The organism is Halodesulfovibrio aestuarii DSM 17919 = ATCC 29578 (genome assembly GCF_000384815.1).
Taxonomy (GTDB): Bacteria; Desulfobacterota; Desulfovibrionia; order Desulfovibrionales; family Desulfovibrionaceae; genus Halodesulfovibrio; species Halodesulfovibrio aestuarii.
This window is the reverse complement of the sequence record NZ_ARQF01000019.1, coordinates 238,638-256,448: the sequence shown is the minus strand read 5'-3', so window position 1 is coordinate 256,448 and position 17,811 is coordinate 238,638. Positions and strand designations below refer to the sequence as shown.

Annotated in this window: 12 protein-coding genes; 5 read left to right on the top strand and 7 right to left on the bottom strand. The window is 44.2% G+C overall.

Annotated features, from left to right (window positions below; genetic code table 11):
• Positions 1–197 precede the first annotated feature (197 nt).
• The 3 genes from F461_RS0105155 to corA all read right to left on the bottom strand — a co-directional run bounded on the left by F461_RS0105155 (position 198) and on the right by corA (position 5,713).
• Positions 198–1,619: a sigma-54-dependent transcriptional regulator gene (locus F461_RS0105155; RefSeq protein ID WP_020000086.1), complete on the bottom strand. Its 1,422-nt coding sequence runs from the start codon at positions 1,617–1,619 to the stop codon at positions 198–200.
• Entirely contained in the window at positions 1,610–4,432 is a 2,823-nt protein-coding gene (locus F461_RS18525) for an ABC transporter substrate binding protein (RefSeq protein ID WP_020000085.1), read from the bottom strand. The genes F461_RS0105155 and F461_RS18525 overlap by 10 nt, the downstream gene beginning before the upstream one ends.
• A gap of 216 nt (positions 4,433–4,648) precedes the next feature.
• Positions 4,649–5,713 (bottom strand): magnesium/cobalt transporter CorA, encoded by a 1,065-nt coding sequence (gene corA, locus F461_RS0105145; RefSeq protein ID WP_020000084.1) that lies wholly within the window; start codon positions 5,711–5,713, stop codon positions 4,649–4,651.
• A 597-nt stretch (positions 5,714–6,310) separates the two neighbouring features.
• On the opposite strand from corA, the gene F461_RS18520 reads away from it, so the two are divergent.
• Positions 6,311–8,599, top strand: a complete 2,289-nt coding sequence (locus tag F461_RS18520) for a mechanosensitive ion channel domain-containing protein (RefSeq protein ID WP_020000083.1) — start codon at positions 6,311–6,313, stop codon at positions 8,597–8,599.
• A gap of 234 nt (positions 8,600–8,833) precedes the next feature.
• On the opposite strand, the gene F461_RS0105135 is transcribed toward F461_RS18520, so the two are convergent.
• Both F461_RS0105135 and F461_RS19165 read right to left on the bottom strand, forming a co-directional pair.
• Positions 8,834–9,193, bottom strand: coding sequence for a RidA family protein (locus tag F461_RS0105135; RefSeq protein ID WP_020000082.1), 360 nt, complete (start codon positions 9,191–9,193; stop codon positions 8,834–8,836).
• 20 nt (positions 9,194–9,213) lie between these two features.
• Positions 9,214–9,375 (bottom strand): hypothetical protein, encoded by a 162-nt coding sequence (locus F461_RS19165; protein WP_020000081.1) that lies wholly within the window; start codon positions 9,373–9,375, stop codon positions 9,214–9,216.
• 1,002 nt (positions 9,376–10,377) lie between these two features.
• On the opposite strand from F461_RS19165, the gene fdnG reads away from it, so the two are divergent.
• From fdnG to F461_RS0105110, 3 genes are read left to right on the top strand one after another with little or no spacing between them, the layout of a single operon-like run.
• Positions 10,378–13,428 carry a formate dehydrogenase-N subunit alpha gene (fdnG, locus tag F461_RS0105120; protein WP_082208178.1) on the top strand — a complete coding sequence of 1,017 codons (3,051 nt, stop codon included), beginning with the start codon at positions 10,378–10,380 and terminating at the stop codon, positions 13,426–13,428.
• Positions 13,428–14,180: a 4Fe-4S dicluster domain-containing protein gene (locus F461_RS0105115; RefSeq protein ID WP_020000080.1), complete on the top strand. Its 753-nt coding sequence runs from the start codon at positions 13,428–13,430 to the stop codon at positions 14,178–14,180. The genes fdnG and F461_RS0105115 overlap by 1 nt, the downstream gene beginning before the upstream one ends.
• Positions 14,181–14,195: 15 nt before the next feature.
• Entirely contained in the window at positions 14,196–14,639 is a 444-nt protein-coding gene (locus F461_RS0105110; RefSeq protein WP_020000079.1) for a cytochrome c3 family protein, read from the top strand.
• Between the two features lie 155 nt (positions 14,640–14,794).
• On the opposite strand, the gene F461_RS0105105 is transcribed toward F461_RS0105110, so the two are convergent.
• Together F461_RS0105105 and F461_RS0105100 are read right to left on the bottom strand one after the other, a co-directional pair.
• Complete coding sequence (locus F461_RS0105105; protein WP_020000078.1) at positions 14,795–15,238, bottom strand: hypothetical protein; 444 nt, start codon at positions 15,236–15,238, stop codon at positions 14,795–14,797.
• Positions 15,239–15,521: 283 nt separating this feature from the next.
• A complete protein-coding gene (locus F461_RS0105100) occupies positions 15,522–16,433 on the bottom strand; it encodes an SAM-dependent methyltransferase (RefSeq protein ID WP_020000077.1) in 912 nt (303 codons plus the stop codon).
• Between the two features lie 762 nt (positions 16,434–17,195).
• Here F461_RS0105100 and mnmM point away from each other — a divergent pair.
• Positions 17,196–17,789: a tRNA 5-(aminomethyl)-2-thiouridylate-methyltransferase MnmM gene (gene mnmM, locus F461_RS0105095; protein ID WP_020000076.1), complete on the top strand. Its 594-nt coding sequence runs from the start codon at positions 17,196–17,198 to the stop codon at positions 17,787–17,789.
• Positions 17,790–17,811 lie beyond the last annotated feature (22 nt).

Sequence of the window (17,811 nt, the reverse complement as noted above, 5' to 3'; positions counted from 1 at the left end):
GGATGGAATTAGCGTCATTAAAAATGGAGTGATTACACAATGAATACGATTGGATAGAATATTCATTCAAGAAATCCGTATACGACAGGGTCAAACTGCGCATAAGAAAAAAGTGTCCTAAAAAATAGGACACTTTTTTGTTTTTAATTTTTTCAATAAAAAGAATAAGTTGTATATGTGTTTCGTCGGGTGTGGTGTTATTCTTTCTCTGACGTCTTGCTATGTAAGACATCGTGTTCTTTGAGCAGGGCATAGAGTCTTGACCGCGATAAACCGGAAATAGCGCAGGCATCTTTGATGACACCATCGGTAAGGAACATGACGTCTCGCAAGTACTGTTCTTCAAGTCTACGGTATGCTTCCGCGCGGAACTCGTTTAACGGAGGGAGGTCTTCTTTTTTTTCCGGTAACGGTGCGAGACGTGCCGGAGTTTGGCTAACCCGTTGCTTAGCGACAGAAATACGTATGACTTGCGGGATGTGTTGCGAAAATAGAAGCGGTTCATGGCGTGCGGCCGTGACTGCATGATCAATGGCGTGCCGTAATTCTCTGACGTTTCCCGGCCAGCTGTAGGATTCCAGAACTTCAAGTAGCTCTGGGTCAACTTTTTTAGGTGGGATACTGTATTGGCGGCAGAATATATCAATAAATTTTTCCACTAGCAGACGGATGTCCTCTTTGCGCTCCATAAGGGAGGGAAGAGGCAAGTGTAATGCTTTTATGCGGAAAAGTAGATCGGTTCTAAACGTTCCCTCTTCCACCATTGCTTCAAGATTACGGTTCGTGGCGGCAAGCAGCCTGAAGTTGCTGTGCAGCTCCCGCGCACTGCCTATTGGTCTGACGGTGTGTTCCTGAAGAATTCGTAAAAATTTCTTTTGTACTTCCAGCGAGAGCTCGCCAACTTCATCCAGAAAGAGGGTCCCGCCGTCGGCCTGCATGATCAGACCTGTGCTCTCTTGAGCCGCTCCGGTGTAAGCCCCCTTAGTGTATCCGTACAAAATTCCTTCTGCCAGAGAATCTGGGAGAGCAGCGCAGTCTACAACGATAAAGGGACGATGGCGTCGGTTGCTGTTTTCATGAATAACACGAGCGAACATCTCTTTGCCGACACCGGTTTCTCCGGTGATGAGCACATTGACGTCGCTTGTGGCGTATTGTTCTACCATGCCAAGAGCACGGCGTAATGCAGGGCTGTTTCCAACAATGTTTTCTCGTTGCAGCGGTGGCGCAGATTCCTGTGTCGTGGAAAGTCTTTTTTCCCTATAGCGTAGCGCGCGTTCAAGGGTGACGGCTATCTGGTGAATAGAATCGCTTTTTTGAATGTATTCCCATGCGCCGTTAGCGATGGCGGTTGCAGCATCCTCTGGTTCGCCTGCTCCTGTAATAATGATTACTTCCGGTGAAGGTTCTTGCGCCTTGAGTTTAGGCAGCAAGGTAAGGCCATCACCGTCCGGAAGGCAGACATCAAGGAAGACTACAGCAAATTCCTGCTCTGCGGCCTTCTGTGTCCCTTCTTGAAGTGTGCGCGCAAATGCGACTGTATGACCTTGGCGCTGTGCAGCTCTTGAAAGGGTGTAGCTGATAGATGGATCATCATCGATAATTAGAATTAAAGCCATGCAACATTATCCTGTTGAGAGTCTAATACCTTGCGGACAAGATTCCCGAGGTCTGAATTTCTAAACGGTTTGGCGAGGAATGCAGCGATACCAATTTCAGCGGATTGACGCATGAACAATTCGACATTGCTTCCCTCAAATCCACTGTAGATGATAACCCGTAAGGCAGGCGCTATGGCAGATATGGCCGTTGCGAGTTCAAGCCCTGTAAGTTCCGGCATTATCTGATCTGCCAGAAGTAGATCATATTCAGTCGGGTTTTCCTTAATCTGTTTAAGAGCTTCCGCGCTGCTTTGCAGCATGGTTACCGTGTACCCTTGGCGCATTAGGAACTTATGTACAGAGTAAAGCATTTCTTTGTCGTCATCTACAACGAGAATATGCTCCGTCCCCTGGGTAGACGATTGCTCCGGCTCCGGAGACCAGACGCATGAATCTGCTACAACTTCAGGTAGATATACACGGAACGTGGTTCCTTCATTTTTTTTACTTTCTACAGTTACGGTTCCGCCGTATTTCTTACTGATGCCGTGCACTGTTGATAACCCGAGTCCTGTACCACCTTTTTCTTTTTTGGTGGTAAAAAACGGGTCGAAAATACGTGGAAGAAGTGCTTCGTCTATTCCGATGCCAGTATCGGAGACGGACATGCAAAGATATCGTCCGGGCGTAAGTTCATGAGGAAGGTCATAACTGTCTATAGTTATTTTAACTTCTTCAATGCTGATAGTAAGAGTGCCCTGTTCACCAAACATTGCATGGTCAGCATTCAGGCAGAGGTTCATAATTACCTGATGCAATTCACCTGTATCAGCAAGGAGCATTCCTCCGTGTTTTGTTTTAGATGAAAATTTAATTTCAATGGTCGACGGAAGAAGCGTTTGTAAGAGTTGGATACATTCTTCAGCAAGGGCAGGTAGGGAAACAAGTTCTGTGGCAGCCTCTGAGCGGTTACTGAACCTGCGAATTTGTCCGATAATCTGCTTACCTCTGTAGGCTGCCTTGAGAGCTTGCTTAAGATCTTCATGCGCCGGATTGTCTTTGGGAACATCATCCAGAGCCAGCTCGCAACAGGAGCTTATTGCGCCGATAATATTGTTGAAGTCATGGGCTATACCCCCTGCAACAGTGCCAAGTGCTTCCATTTTCTGGGAATGGCGGAGTTCGGCAGCGAGTTGTGCTTCTCTTTCACTTGCGCGGCGCTTCTGGATAAGGTTTGAAACTCCCTGCATCATCAACGTAAGCTGACGTTCATCTGATTTTGAGAACGTGACTGTGTCATCTCCCAGTACGATGAGTGCCCGTAATTGTTCACGTTCCCAGATAGGAAGAGCGATGCTGTTTTTGAATTTGTTCATACCCAGTGGCCATACAACAGGCGTTTGGGCGTTTTCAGCCCTAAGTCGAGCTGTTTTTTTCTGTTGGAGCAGCTCTTCCCAAGGCGAAACAAGATCCTTAATACGCAGTCGTTTTTGTAGCGTGTGCCATGATGCATCTTCTTCTCTGCTGATACAATAGCGGTCAACTTCTTTACCTGATGTTATTGTGAGATAAACAGCTGTGTTAGCGTTGAGAAGCTTGCGCACTTTATCAACACTGAAGAGGATTAACTCGTCGGAAGAGCTTTTCTCCTGACCGTTTAATTCCAGCAGTGACTCAAGGCGTTCTTCTTCTCGTTTCAGGAGGTTGGTTGTTTTGTTGTTCTCTCGCAGCATGCGCAACAGAATGAGGATAGTGATGGAGAGCCATACAAAACAAGCTATGGCTACGAGGATAAGTGTTTTGTATTTATAAAAAAGTGTTTGTGGTTCAAAAAGAATTTCTGCGGTTTTAGGTAACATCGCCTGTTGGATGTGAAACTTTTTCAGCTGGCGATAATCGAAAACAAATTCATTTTGCGGGCTGCGGATAACCGGAAGGTCGGCAACCGGAATTCCTTTGAGGATATCCAGAGTGAGTTGGGCGGCATGTTCCCCTTGCTGGAAACCACTGAGCATTTTGCCACCCAGAACCCCATTGCCAAGGGTGTATCGCCATGGCGAGAACACGGGAAGGCCACTTGCAGTTGCCACTAGTGAAGTGCTTTCCGGAACACTCAGCACAGTTCCGTCCGGCGTGCGGTAATAGGAAAGATAGAGAATTGCCGTGTTCGCCGGTAGTGCAGCAAGTTTCTCCTGAAGCTCCTCTGGATTGAGTTTGGTAAGTTCTATGAAGGAGACTTTGTCGGCAAACAAAGGGGCAAGTTCTTTTGCTTGTTCAAGGTTGTTCTTACTGGATGTCGTAACACCGCCGCTCACGAGTGCAATATTTTTTGTTTTCGGGAATAGAGTAAGAGCGAGCTCTATTGTTTCTTTGATATCTACTTCCTCTGCAATTCCGGTAAATCCAGATTGGCCTTGTAATAGCTTTTGAGAAAAGCGGGTAACACCGCAGAAGGTGACAGGCACACCAGGGAAGAGCTGGTTACGGTACCGCACAAGAAAGTCCAGTGCATTGTTGTCTGAAGCAATGATGACATCAAATTTAGTATTTTTATATTTTGTTGAATACAGCGTGTGGAGGATGGGGAAAATCTCTGTAGGGCTGTACCGCTTAGTGTCCATGAACTCGTAGTGGACTTTTATAGGCGTGCTGGCTTGCTCTAATCCGTCCCGTATGCCTTGCAGGACAGATTCTCCCCATAGGTACCCCATATGGTAAGAATTAAGAACAAGAACTGTCGGAGTATGAGTGCTGGCTGCGGTGGCAACCGTAGGAGTGAGTGTGCTGGCGTATGATACGAATATAATAATAAATAGCAGTAAGTTCCGCATACTCGCTCTCTTTATGAGGTAAAGGCTTTCCCTATTGTAAATGGCTCCGTACATTAGGGGTGACGGTAGCTAATCACATGCAAAGTTGGAAGCAATATTTAATAACACGGTACTTCGAATTGTCATGTTGCAGTAACCGGAGAGGGCCGCACTATGCATTGCTTTGAAGGGTGGCAGATAATAGCTTGTAAGTGATTTTTGAAAAATGTTGTATAGTTATAACCAGTTTTTTTTCTTGAAGTACGCAAGCATTAGCAACACCACGAGTACCATGACAGAAAGCAACATATAATAACCATGTTGATAGTGGAGCTCCGGCATTACCTCAAAGTTCATTCCATAGATTCCTGCAAGAAAAGATAATGGAATAAAGATAGTGGCAAAAACAGTAAGAAATTTCATTACATCGTTGAGACGGTTTGTGATGGTCATGTTGTAAATATTGAGGTGGCCGTTAAGCATTTCCCGATAGACTTCAACCGCATCAACAGTCTGTTCGGACATATCTGATAAGTCTCTAAGAAAAGGACTTATTTCAGGTGAAATTAACTCATTCTCGATTCTGACAAGCTTTAAAACAATCTCTCTAGCCGGCCGTACGGCCTTACGTATGTAAGCCATCTCATGCTTATAGAAGTTTATTTTTTCCAAAAGTTCTTGAGTTGGGTTAGTTAAAATCTCTTCGTCGAACTCTTCAATTTTTTCTCCCATAGTTTCGACTATTTTTAAATAGTTTTCAAAGACGCAATCAAGAAGGGTATATAACAGGTAATCAGGGCCGAGACTTCGTATTCTACCATTTTTACGTCTGATTCGCTCGCGTACGGGTTCAAATACGCTTCCCGGTTGTTCTTGAAAGGTAAGGAGAAGATTCTCAGTCAGCACAGCGCTCAACTGTTCTGCATTTACCGTTGTCTGGATGGGATCATATGAAAGCATCTTGAGGCTAATGAAAATAGCCTCTGCGGATTCGTCTATTTTGGGCCGTTGTCCTGTATTGATGATATCTTCAAGTACAAGGGAAGATATGTTGAATGTTGAACCAATAGACGCCATCAAATCTGAGGCATGCAAGCCGTCTACGTTTAACCAGCTAGTTGAGCCACTAAATTTGTGTGCAGAAAGAGTTTCTATTGAATCTACAAATTCATCTCGGAGCATATTCTGGTCATAATCAATTAATCTTATACGGGGTTGCTCCGTTTTTTGTTGTCCTACAAATATAAGTGCTCCGGGGGGATGCCCTATTTTTTCATCCTGCTTGTTTAAAAATCTAGCCATTGCTTGCCTCCTGTTCCGTTTTAGACAGACTCAAAATGTGTGACCGTAACTATATTTGATAATTGTTACTACATGATATTATAGTAGAGAATGAAATTAGTTGGTTAATTCGGTAGTAGGAAATTAATTAATGTAACTATAAAAGTGACTTGTCGATAAAAATCGTGCCCTAATGTTGAAGGTTTTTTATTTAAAAAGGCTAGTTTGAATAAACTCGCCTGCACCGCTCAGACTCAGTACTATTTTGAGTCTATAAAACAAATTACTTAGGGCTGTTAAATTAGTTCAAGATGTCGTATTTTACTTGCAATATTTTTTTTGAGTTGTTGTATTGTACCCGCATCCCTTGTTTCAGTGGCTGTCACGCGAAAGAGGGAGCATGGATTACTGAGGAGCAATTTTCGTTATGTGAACCATGAAGTTTTCCTTACATTGTGAAGCCTGTTCGAATATATTTTGATATGGTAGAGCTTGCATGATGTAACTATCTTTTTATTTTATACTTAGTTAGCGGTACACTTTTTTTTAGGAAGAAATGTCCTGATATGTTGTTTGAGATGAGGCTACGTTATAACTGATCCTAAAAGGAACCATCGGATGAAGTTTTTTATTTTTGCTCTTTACTGTCTTTCTATCCTGACTTTTCCAATTTCTGTATCGGCTCAAGGAGTGGAAGAACAGACCCATATCATAGATTCAGAACGGTTTAAGGTGCTGGCTGTTCTCGAAGATGAGGAGAACGCTCTGCGGGAAGCGGCTGCAGCTCAGCTTGATAAAATTAGAGCGGATTTATTTACCTATCACTCCTCATACCAGCAGATTGTTCTCAGTCAGGGGATAGCCGGAGCTACCCCTATGGGGCTTCGGGAACTCTACGCACGTCTTGCCAGCCTGAATAAAAAACTGGTGGGAATTGCTGAATCGTTGAAAGACCTCCAAAATCAAATTGAGGCGCGGGTTGAAAGCCTTAACAGCGCCACGGGAGAGCTTAATACCAAGGCCTTGAAGGAGCTGTCTTCGGATAATGTCGGAGATTTTAAAAGCTATATTGGTCGACTGGGAAAATTGGAGCGGGTGCTTAAAAAACAGCTCTCCAGAATTAAAAGAGAACTTGCTTCCGTTAATAAACTTGTAAAAAGAACATCAACCCTGCTTGCGCGCATGGAGCAGGAACTCCCTCTTAAGTGGAAAAACTATTTTCTTGCTGGGAAAAATCCACCTTTTTCACAATATTTTTGGCAAAAGCACTTTTCTTCGACCAACTGGTTTTCTTTAAGACTTCCAATATGGCAGGGACGATTAGCCTCAGCCTTTGATGAGTGGCCGAGTAAAGCTCTCTTTTTTACAATGCTTTTTGCCTTGTTTGGAGGTTTGGGCTTGTTTGCAGGAAAACGCATTTTTCCAAAAAGCAAACATAAAGTTGAAATGCGTAAGCTTTGCGGCGCATGGGCAGTGTTATCTGCTGGTATATCAATCATTTTTACGGAGTATCATTTTTTTCCACAAACTACAGGTGTGACATCAATTATCGGAGCGAGTGTATTTAGTTTTGGTGCAATGTGGGGTGGAAACATAATTCGTCGTACCTTTAGTGACTATGCCAAACCATCTCGAACCCCCTTGACTTGGCTTTTTGCCGGAGGCGGTCTCATCCTTGTTCTTGGTATGCCTGAACAGCTTGCTATCCCTCTTTGGCTTCTTTTGGCCGCAAGTGTAATTTGTGTGATGAAAATGAGATTGGTCAGTTACTCCGGAGGATTGAGCCGTCATCCTTGGTTCTGGGTTCTCGTCCTGTCTGTACTTATGGCCGTAATGGGCTATGGCCGTTTGGCAGCATTTACAGGCATGATACTCTTCCTCGTTTATTTCATGTTCACTATGGGGATGGCAGGTATGCACGTTGTTGCTCACTGCGTTTCCCGCCTGCCTGAAACAGGTTTGTATCCATTCGTCCGGGCGTTAGCGCTAGGTATTTCATCTCCGTTGATTTGGACGGCCTCACTCGGCCTCGGAGGGCTTTGGATATACCAGTTCTTTGGTGCTGGAGTGCTCAAAGCTACCGCAGCTATGAAGCTTGGTTGGCAAGGTTTTTCTCTACAGTTATTAAATATAGTCATCGTTGTTGCGTTGTTTTTCCTCACTCGCGCAGCTATTGCCGTAACCGATACGTATATTGGTCGCATGGGCATGGGGTGGCCGAGAGGCAAGCGTGGCACCATGCACTCGCTTAAGACGATTTCGTCTTATATCTTATGGGGATTGTTCGGCCTGTTGGCGTTAAATGTGCTTGGGGTGAATTTGACTAGCCTGACGGTAATCGCAGGTGGTCTCTCTGTGGGGATCGGCTTTGGTATGCAGACTATCTTTACTAACTTTATGAGCGGTCTCATTTTGCTTTTCGGTCGGTCTATTCAGCAGGGAGATATTATTCAAGTTGGAGAGCTCTGGTGCACGGTGAAAAAAATTAATATTCGAACCACCGTTGTTGAAACTTTTGAAAATGCCACGCTCATAATTCCTAACTCTGATCTGATTTCTAATCAGGTGACGAACTGGACTAAAGATAATCCGACGTTACGCCGTGATGTCCTTATTGGAGTAGCTTATGGGTCAGACACAGAGCTTGTAGAAAAAACGCTGCTTGAACTTGCCGATGCGCACCCGCATGTTCTGAAAAGTCCGGCTCCCTGGGTTCTGTTCAATGACTTTGGAGCGAGTAGTCTTGATTTTATCCTTCGTATATGGATTGATGATATTGACTATTCGCTAAAAACTATTTCTGAGTTGCGTTTTCAAATCGACAAGGCATTCAGAGAGCGGAATATTGAAATAGCATTTCCGCAAATGGATTTGCATATTCGTTCTGCTGAAGGATTGCAAAAGTAAGTCAGTTCAGCGTTACCTTGAGCCTGCGATAAATCTGTGTACGATGGTCGCACTATCATTTTGTACAAGATTATAGGGGCAATTGGCGTAGGCCAGTTTGTACCTTTGCTATTAATTGCGGCTCGTTGGAGGCTTGAAAATAAAAAGCAGTGTGTTTCCTGTCGTTAACGACAGGAAACACACTGCTTTTTTTGTATGCGGAAGAGGGGGGAGGTGGGTAAGCCCGTGTGGTGCCTAGTTGGCAATAACTGCTGCTGTTACAGAAACTTCACAGAGGAGTTCCGGTCTGGCGAGTCGGGCTTCGATGCAAGCTCTGGCTGGAGCATAGCCTTCTTCAAACCATGTGTCCCAAACTGCGTTGAATCCTGCAAAGTCTTTCATGTCTCTGAGATATACCATTACAGAAAGAACATGTTTTCTATCGCTGCCTACTTCCTTCAAAAGAGCATCTACTTTTTCAAGCATGTTACGTGCCTGATCGCTGATGCCGCATTCTGTGTTGTCAGGTACTTGTCCACAAAGGTAGGCTACACCGTTAAAAATGGTCGCCTTGCTCATACGGACACCAGGGGTAATACGAGTAATATTAGACATAATTTCCTTTACTTTTGGTTCTAAAATAAATCTGCAGGGCCGGAAGCTTCAGTAAATTTCATTCTGGCACTTTTACTAAGCTGAACTTCTTTCAGTGGAGGCCGAATGGTTAAGTAACCTACTTCATCCTGTGTGGAATCAAGCTCATTAGTAAGAATTTTGTTAATGGCTGACTCACTCATTCTGCCCTGACATGGTTCCATGCCGGAACGGGTGATGATCTATATTTTGTTAGGGTCGTGTGCAACCTGAATGATGACTTCGTGGATGTTTACCCACAGTTACGTTTTACAGCGGCATACTACGGTTTCGTCTTCAAATATGATTAAAGCAGACATCTTTGGAGGTAGTTATTAAAAACATATGTGATGCGGTCGTCAGATTGTTTTATTGTTGAGCGACATTTATTGTAGGCATTGCAGGAGCAATAATCAGTTTTTGGGATGGGTGCGTATGCATAATAAGGTTGTTTTGAATTTCTTATGTTGGGACAATATATAGATTTTACGACATATTTTGCACATAAGTGGAATACGGTGACTTTGGTCATTTGTTATCAGATGGAGCAGGTACTATCGTATTTATGTCTAAGTAAAAATGTCTTTTTTTGTAAAAAAAGAGCACAAATTTTATTTTGTGCTCTTCTTTTTTACCTCTGAAATTATTCTTAGTTGTAGTATGACACAAATATATTGTTTGTTTGTAACTAACCGATTTAAAAAAATGAAAAAGTTAATCAATGTCTGAAAAAAGTGAAAAAGTAAGAAAAAGTGAATAAAAAAATAACTTTTTTGTAAAAAGTGACTGTGTTGACACAGTAATATTTTTTCTGCTCTACAGATAAACTACGTACATTCCTTGTAGAATGCATAGATAATGCAATATGAATTGTTATTACTTCATGTGGAAGATGTTCTGTTGTTTGATCATCAATAGAATAGTGTTGAATGACTCTTTTTTTGTTACAAGCGAGAAGCCTGCGCAGAATCAAAAGTGCTTTGCGGTGTGATAAGACCTACGCATATATGATTTGCAGCATGGTTAACTGTAACAGAAAGAGAAGATAGTTATAACGAGTGACAATATATTCAAATTGCGTCTGCATGAACCTTCTCAAGCATGTGTGGAAATGCTTGTGTCGTAGTGAATGTACTGGTTTTCTTTATATTTGAGTTGTTAGGGAGTTGCGAATGCAAAGAAGGACGTTTTTGAAGACGACTGCAACAGCAGTAACTGTCACCGCATTTACAGGATTGGGGCCTGCATTTGCTTTGGACAATGTAGTGAAAGAAGCTGGAGAGAATAAAATTCAGTGGAGTAAACAGACCACATCTATCTGTGCGTTCTGTTCTGTCGGCTGTGGTTTGTTGGTTCACACCAACAAATCAACCGGACGCGTTGTAAACGTGGAAGGTAACAGCGATCATCCGATTAACTGTGGCTCTCTTTGTGCTAAAGGGGCTAGTTCTATCCAGATGACTGTAAATGCAGATAGGCCAACTAAATGCATGTACCGTGCACCGTATAGTGATGCGTTTGAAGTTAAAGATTGGGATTGGTGTAAAAAACGTATTGCAAAGCTCATAAAAAAATCTCGTGATGAGTCTTTTGAAGAGAAAAACGCAGCAGGGAAAGTGGTTAACCGTACTATGGGAATTGCTTCTCTGGGGTCTGCCGCTCTTGATAACGAAGAATGTTATGCAATGCATTCTTTTATGCGTTCCCTTGGTCTGGTGTATGTGGAACACCAGGCACGAATCTGACACAGCGCAACAGTAGCGGCTCTGGGAGAGTCGTTCGGACGCGGTGCCATGACCAACCACTGGAATGATTTACAGAACAGTGATTGCATTTTGATTATGGGTAGTAACCCTGCCGAAAATCATCCAATTTCTTTTAAATGGGTACTTAAAGCTCAGCGTGCTGGTGCCAAAGTAATCCATGTCGATCCTCGATTTACCCGTACCTCTGCACGTTCAGATATGCATGCCGCGCTTCGTTCCGGCACTGATATCGCTGTGCTTGGCGGTATGATTAATTACATTCTGCAAGAGAAACGGTACTTCAAAGAGTACATGGTGGAATACACCAACGCCTCCTTTATTGTAGGTGAAGATTACGGATTTAAAGATGGTTTATTTACCGGTTTTGATCCTGTTACTCGTTCCTATGATAAGTCCAAGTGGACATTTGAAATGGATAGTAAGGGTAATCCTAAACGGGATAAATCTCTTGCACACCCACGTTGTGTATTCCAGATTATGAAGAAACATTATGAGCGCTACACTCTCGATAACGTTTCTTCCATGTCCGGTGTTTCTGTTGAAGATTTGAAGCAGATTTATACGTTGTATACTGAAACCGGTACCGCTAAAAAAGCTGGTACCATTATGTATGCAATGGGCTGGACTCAGCATTCTGTCGGTGTACAAAACATTCGTTCAATGGCGATGATCCAGCTTTTGTTGGGTAACATGGGCATTGCCGGCGGTGGTGTTAACGCGCTGCGTGGTGAATGTAACGTACAGGGGTCAACAGACTATGCGTTGTTATATCACATTCTTCCCGGTTATCTTAAAACACCGTTAGCTGGTCAGGATACTCTTGAACAGTACAACAAGGCATTTACTCCGGTTTCCAATGATCCGAAAAGTGCAAACTGGTGGAGCAACTATCCTAAGTATTCTGCAAGCCTTATTAAGGCGATGTACGAAAATGACGACCCGAAAGATGCTTATAACTATCTACCGCGCCTTGATTCTCATAAAGCCAGTGAATACTCCTGGCTGCCTCTTATCGACCGTATGGCAGACGGGAAATTTTCCGGTGCACTTATCTGGGGTATGAACCCTGCGTGTTCCGGTTCTGACTCTGAGAAAACCCGTAAGGCTCTCAGTGAGTTGGACTGGATGGTAAACGTTAACTTGTTTACCTGTGAGACCAGTGACTTCTGGAAAGGGCCCGGCATGGATCCTAAGTCTGTTAAAACCGAGACATTCTATCTGCCGTGTGCATCTGCAATCGAAAAAGAGGGATCGGTTTCCAACTCCGGCCGCTGGATGCAGTGGCGTTATAAAGCGCAGGAACCGCAGGACGGCGTATTGACCGATGGTCACTACTTCCATGAACTGTGGGAAGAGCTTGTGCATCTTTATAATGAAGAGAGCGGGGCATATCCGGAGCCAATCACCCATCTTACTTTCAATAATATGTGTGAAGCGGATGAAGACGGTCACTATCACTTCAGCGCCCAGCAGACTGCACGTCTGTGTAACGGCTGGTTCACCCGTGATGTAGAAGTAAAGGGCAAAAAGTTTACAAAGGGACAACAGGTTCCCAGCTTCGCATACCTTCAAGATGATGGTTCCACCACTTCCGGTAACTGGCTCTATTGTAACTCCTATACAGATGAAGGGAACAAGGCAGAGCGTCACGACAGCACTCAGACTGCCGAACAGGCACGTATCGGCCTGTACCCGAACTGGACTTGGTGTTGGCCTGTTAACCGTCGTATCATTTACAACAGAGCCTCCTGTGATCCAAAGGGTAACCCGTGGAATCCAGAGAAAGCTGTAATTAAATGGAACGGCGAAAAGTGGGTTGGTGATGTGCCGGACGGCGGCTGGGCACCTGGTACCAAGCATCCATTCATCATGCTTAAGCATGGTATGGGACAGCTCTTTGGTCCCGGGCGTGCAGATGGCCCTCTTCCTGAATACTACGAGCCGTTGGAATGTCCTATTGACTCCCATGCATTCTCAAAGCAGTTGAATACCCCGACGGCTGTTCATTTTGAAGATGAAAAGAAAGCTGTTGCGGACGAGCGTTACCCGTTTGTTGCATCCACGTACCGTGTGACAGAACACTGGCAGACTGGTTCCATGACTCGCTGGATGAGTTGGCTTGTGGAAGCAGAACCGCAGATGTTTGTCGAAATCAGTCCACAGCTTGCAAAGCTGCGCGGTTTTGAAAATGGTGAAAAAGTTATTGTAGAAAGCGTGCGTGGTTCCCTGTGGGCAATCGCGATGGTTACTGATCGCATACAGCCGTTTAAAATTGCCGGTAAAGACGTGCATATGGTTGGTATGCCATGGCATTACGGCTGGGTAACACCGAAAGACGGTGGTGATTCTGCAAACTTGGTTACCCCTAACGTCGGTGACCCGAACACCGGTATTCCAGAGTACAAAGCCTTTATGGTCAATGTGCGCAAATGGAAGGAGGGTGATGCATAATGATTAAAGGTAAAGCTTTTTTTGTCGACCTTACCCTCTGTACTGCATGTCGCGGTTGTCAGGTTGCTTGTAAACAGTGGAAAGATCTTCCGGCAGAAGAAACCCGTAACGTGGGCTCTCACCAGAATCCGCAGGATTTGTCTGCAAAAACTATCCGTCTTGTTCGTTTTAACGAAGTAAAAGAAGACGGTAAACTCAAGTGGCTTTTCTTTCCGGAACAATGTCGTCATTGCATTGAGCCGCCGTGTAAATATATCGGTAACATGTATGCAGATGGTGCTGTAAAACAGGATCCCGTCACAGGGGCTGTCATTATGACAGACAAAACAAAAGGTATTACCCGCCTTGAAAGCTGGGAAATGTGCCCGTACAACGTTCCGCGTCGTGATGAAGAAAGCGGCATCTGGAATAAATGTGATATGTGCATTAACCGTATAAGCAAGGGGATGCTTCCAGCCTGTGTGAAAAGCTGTCCCACCGGCACTATGAATTTTGGTGACCGTGATGAAATGCTTGCATTAGCTAATGCACGTCTTGCTGAAGTGCAAAAGACTAATCCGGACGCGTATCTCGCAGATCCTGAGCATGTTCGTGTGATTTATCTTTGTGAATCTGCACCGGAAAACTACCATAACAGGCTTGTTGCTTCCACAGCGCAGCGTGAAAATCTGGTAGCAGCAGCGCCTAAACCGAAAACCGTAACCCGTCGCGGCATGTTTAAAAGCGTGTTGGGCGGAAACGAAAATGCCTAATACAAGGGAGATAACATGAGAAAATTATCTATCATTTGTCTGCTTTGTATCTGTGCAGTCGCGAGTGTTGCGTTTGCAGAAGAAGCAGTAACATCAGGGCCGGACGATATCGTTATCAACCGTGTTAAAGGTAATAGTGACCGTGACTTGTCCGTGACCTTTAATCACTCCAGCCATGAAGGGTATTCGTGTAATACATGTCACCATAAGTGGAAGGATCCGGAAGCAAAACCTAAGTTTAGCGCACCGGTAAAAGATTCCAAACCGCCAAAAGGCTGCGTATCATGTCATAACAATACTACAGTGGAGAAAAGTAATAACTGGCGTTCCTACTTCCGTGCCATGCACAAGAAAGGAGTTCACCCTTCCTGTCTTTCCTGTCATATCGAAGAGTTTGGTAACGACAAAGAAATGACTGGTTGCTATGAATCCGCTTGCCATCCTGACGGGCTTCACTAATTCTTAAATAAGAAACAGCAATAGGTTCTCTTGTTTGAATAATAATAAAAGGGCTGTCCTAATTAAATAGGACAGCCCTTTTTCTTTTTTTGAATAGAATGAAGCATAACCTGCGAAGTTATCTAAACCATAAACTCGACTCGTAAGTACTTTTTTTAAGCTATAAACCCGTTATGCGGCATGACGGTGATCGTTTCAGATTTGATACCGTCTTGCAAGGTAATGGTCAGATCGTGCGGAAGTGGTGTACTTCCGGTAAGGTCGGTACATGGAGTTCCCTCTTTATTGAAGTAGAGGGTAAAACTCGAAATGGTAATGCTGCCCTTGAGTCGATAGATATCTTCTGTTCCGGGGAGCTTCGAAATATTTTCAGGAGAAGTTTCGAATAGAACGTAACCGATATTCTGGATGCTTTGCAGGCCATATATGTGCTTGTAGGACTGGGAAAATGTTTGGGCATGACGAATGTGCATACGCAATATGTCTGCCGCCCCTGAAAGACTTTGGTCATCGGGGGTAAGCCGAGAGAGGATTACAACAGTAATGAATCCTGCAACGATAAGAATTAGTAACGTTTGTGGCAGGGTGAAAACATGCATGCACGTCTCCTATTATCACAGAGGGTTGTCTTGTATGCCCGTTTTCTTTTTTATATACCGATATGGTTACGTAAAAGCTAAGCGAAACACCTGTCCCGTTGCGTCTTGTTTAGCCAGTCTGTCTTTTTTGAGTAAAGTTTTCTACAGCATCATGCAACCGTTTTGCACTATTTGACAGCTATCAAAAAAGTATAAAAATAAAAAATCCGTTGCAGCGCTTATACGCTGCAACGGATTTTTTTCATTAGTCCAATAGCTGGCTGTTAGCTTGTAGCAACGTCCGCTACTTATCCCATTCTTCAAGCTTAACCCATGTTACTTCATGCTTGTTGCATGAGAGATGGATAATTTTTGAGTTCGGAATTTGTTTGAATTTTTCTAATGTTTCATAATCTGTTTCGGCCTGAAACTTGATGGTGCAGGCAAAGTTACGGCATTCACCGTGTTCGAGCCAGCGTTCAACAAGAGTGTACAGGCGTTCCGGATAGCAGATAACGTCACTGAAGAGCCAGTCTATTTCCCCTGCATGGCGTGGATCAAGCCCGAATGCGCTGCCGGTGCAGAAATTTACATTGGGCATAGAGCCGATTCGAGGATGAATTTCTGCTTTATCAATGCTGAAAACATGGGCACCTGTGTTTGCAATAACCCACGTCCAGCCTCCGGGACAGCTTCCGAGATCAAGACAGAGTTCGCCTTTTTTCGGGCTGCGCTCAAGTATGGTGAAAAGTTCCCATAGCTTGAGATAGGCTCGCGTTGGAGAGGTTTCCTTATCTTCTACAAAATTTAATTCGCCATCAGGGTATGGGCTGGTGCAACGACTTGCCGCGATAATGGTGTCAGGTTCCCAGAGAGTCCATGAGCCTAATGGAGCGGTTGGCTTTGGTGCACCATATTCAATGCGTTTTCCAGATACATGCGGCAACTTGGCTTGAATAAGTTTTGCTCTGCGGTGGTTATCCACGCTGTGCAGCCACCAGTTTCGTTGGATGGCTTTTAGCTGTTTTGCAGCGTCCCCGATTGAAGCAATAGGGATTTCGACTGGGTTCAGCCAAATGTTTTGTGCCCATATGGCTTTCTGCACGCCGCCTTTAGCGATGAACAGGCGACCCTTGTGTGCAACAATATTTGTAAGCTCTTTTTCAAGCTCTTTTTCAAATCCCCGAGGGGCAAGATATAGCGTAGTGTTATTCATTGTATCCAAGTACCGTTTTCTGCAATTTTTGTGGCGTATAGCCAGAACGAAATGAGGTGTACCTTAATGATACTGGGTAGGGCAAGAACGAGAACGCGATGTGAGCATTATATAACAAAAGTATCTTTGTATAACATTCCGTAGTTACAATGTTGATCCTTTCTATAGGATTTTACCCGACACGCATAAAAAAAACGAGAAGTGCCTGCTCTGCACTTCTCGTTTTTTTATTCCCCTCCGGTCTACTGTTCCTGCTCAAAACAGTGCTGGAGCTAAAAGGGAAGATGGTGAAATTTTATATGTAACGTGTGGGCGTTTTTTTTCTAAGGGGGGCGGCATGCCTGCCGCCCCCAACGGGAGTAGGTGTTTCAGTCGTCTACTTTAAAGAGGTGTGCTTTAACACATTCTTAGTGTTAACGATGCTGGATCGTTAGATGGATACTTTTATTGCTCTTTATATTAACAACCACGGAGTGTGTGTGATTGGTTTCGTTTGTTATTTTCTTTATAGCATGGAGTGTGCCAAAAAAATAAGTGTGTAAAATCAATTGATTGTACTCTTTTTGTAATTCATTGATTGTGCAACTTGTGCAATAAGTGGTGTGCACAAGTTGCAGTTTTTGCACAAAGAGCACATATTTTAAAGTGTGTACTTTTTTTGAGCAGCCGGATGGCTATATTGTGATTATTTTTAAGTTCACGTAGTTTGAGGAGATAATTTACAGGAAAAGATTAGCTCGATTGCAGCACGCAGGAGAAACTATGCGGCCTAGGCACATTCCTTCTATATTACAGTTTACAAAATTAATTTGGCAGCAGGTTGCTGCAAGCTGGAACGACACGGAAACCGTAGCTGTGGCTGTCGACGGAACTGTTGGTAATGGTCACGATACATTGTTTCTTGCGGAACTTGTCGGTGAAAAAGGTCACGTGTACGGTTTCGACGTGCAGGCGTCTGGACTTGCGAATGCTCAGGAACGGCTTGAAAGTGCATCGATGGCAGAGCGCGTTACGCTGTTCCACGATGGACACGAAAAGGTAGCGGAAAGACTTCCGGAAGAAACCGTCGTTGCAGGCGCTATGTACAACTTGGGCTACCTTCCGGGGAGTGACCATGCTGTCATTACCCGTGCCCATACGACGATTGCTTCTCTGCAGGCGTTGCTCCCTATGTTGGCGGCAAACGGTGTGGTCACAGTACATATATATACAGGGCATGAAGGCGGCAGCGCCGAAGGTGATGAGATTCAGGCGTGGGCGGCGACGTTATCGTGGAAAGATTTCCGTGTGGGACGATATGATTTTCCGAATAAAGAATTAAACAAAGAACACTTACTCGTTATCGAGAAGCTTTAAAATTTATATAGGAGGGGCTGGA

Bases quoted from the DNA above. Each gene is read 5' to 3' on its own strand.
- F461_RS0105155 (WP_020000086.1), bottom strand. From the start codon at position 1,619: ATGGCTTTAATTCTAATTATCGATGATGATCCATCTATCAGCTACACC.
- F461_RS18525 (WP_020000085.1), bottom strand. From the start codon at position 4,432: ATGCGGAACTTACTGCTATTTATTATTATATTCGTATCATACGCCAGC.
- corA (WP_020000084.1), bottom strand. From the start codon at position 5,713: ATGGCTAGATTTTTAAACAAGCAGGATGAAAAAATAGGGCATCCCCCC.
- F461_RS18520 (WP_020000083.1), top strand. From the start codon at position 6,311: ATGAAGTTTTTTATTTTTGCTCTTTACTGTCTTTCTATCCTGACTTTT.
- F461_RS0105135 (WP_020000082.1), bottom strand. From the start codon at position 9,193: ATGTCTAATATTACTCGTATTACCCCTGGTGTCCGTATGAGCAAGGCG.
- F461_RS19165 (WP_020000081.1), bottom strand. From the start codon at position 9,375: ATGAGTGAGTCAGCCATTAACAAAATTCTTACTAATGAGCTTGATTCC.
- F461_RS0105115 (WP_020000080.1), top strand. From the start codon at position 13,428: ATGATTAAAGGTAAAGCTTTTTTTGTCGACCTTACCCTCTGTACTGCA.
- F461_RS0105110 (WP_020000079.1), top strand. From the start codon at position 14,196: ATGAGAAAATTATCTATCATTTGTCTGCTTTGTATCTGTGCAGTCGCG.
- F461_RS0105105 (WP_020000078.1), bottom strand. From the start codon at position 15,238: ATGCATGTTTTCACCCTGCCACAAACGTTACTAATTCTTATCGTTGCA.
- F461_RS0105100 (WP_020000077.1), bottom strand. From the start codon at position 16,433: ATGAATAACACTACGCTATATCTTGCCCCTCGGGGATTTGAAAAAGAG.
- mnmM (WP_020000076.1), top strand. From the start codon at position 17,196: ATGCGGCCTAGGCACATTCCTTCTATATTACAGTTTACAAAATTAATT.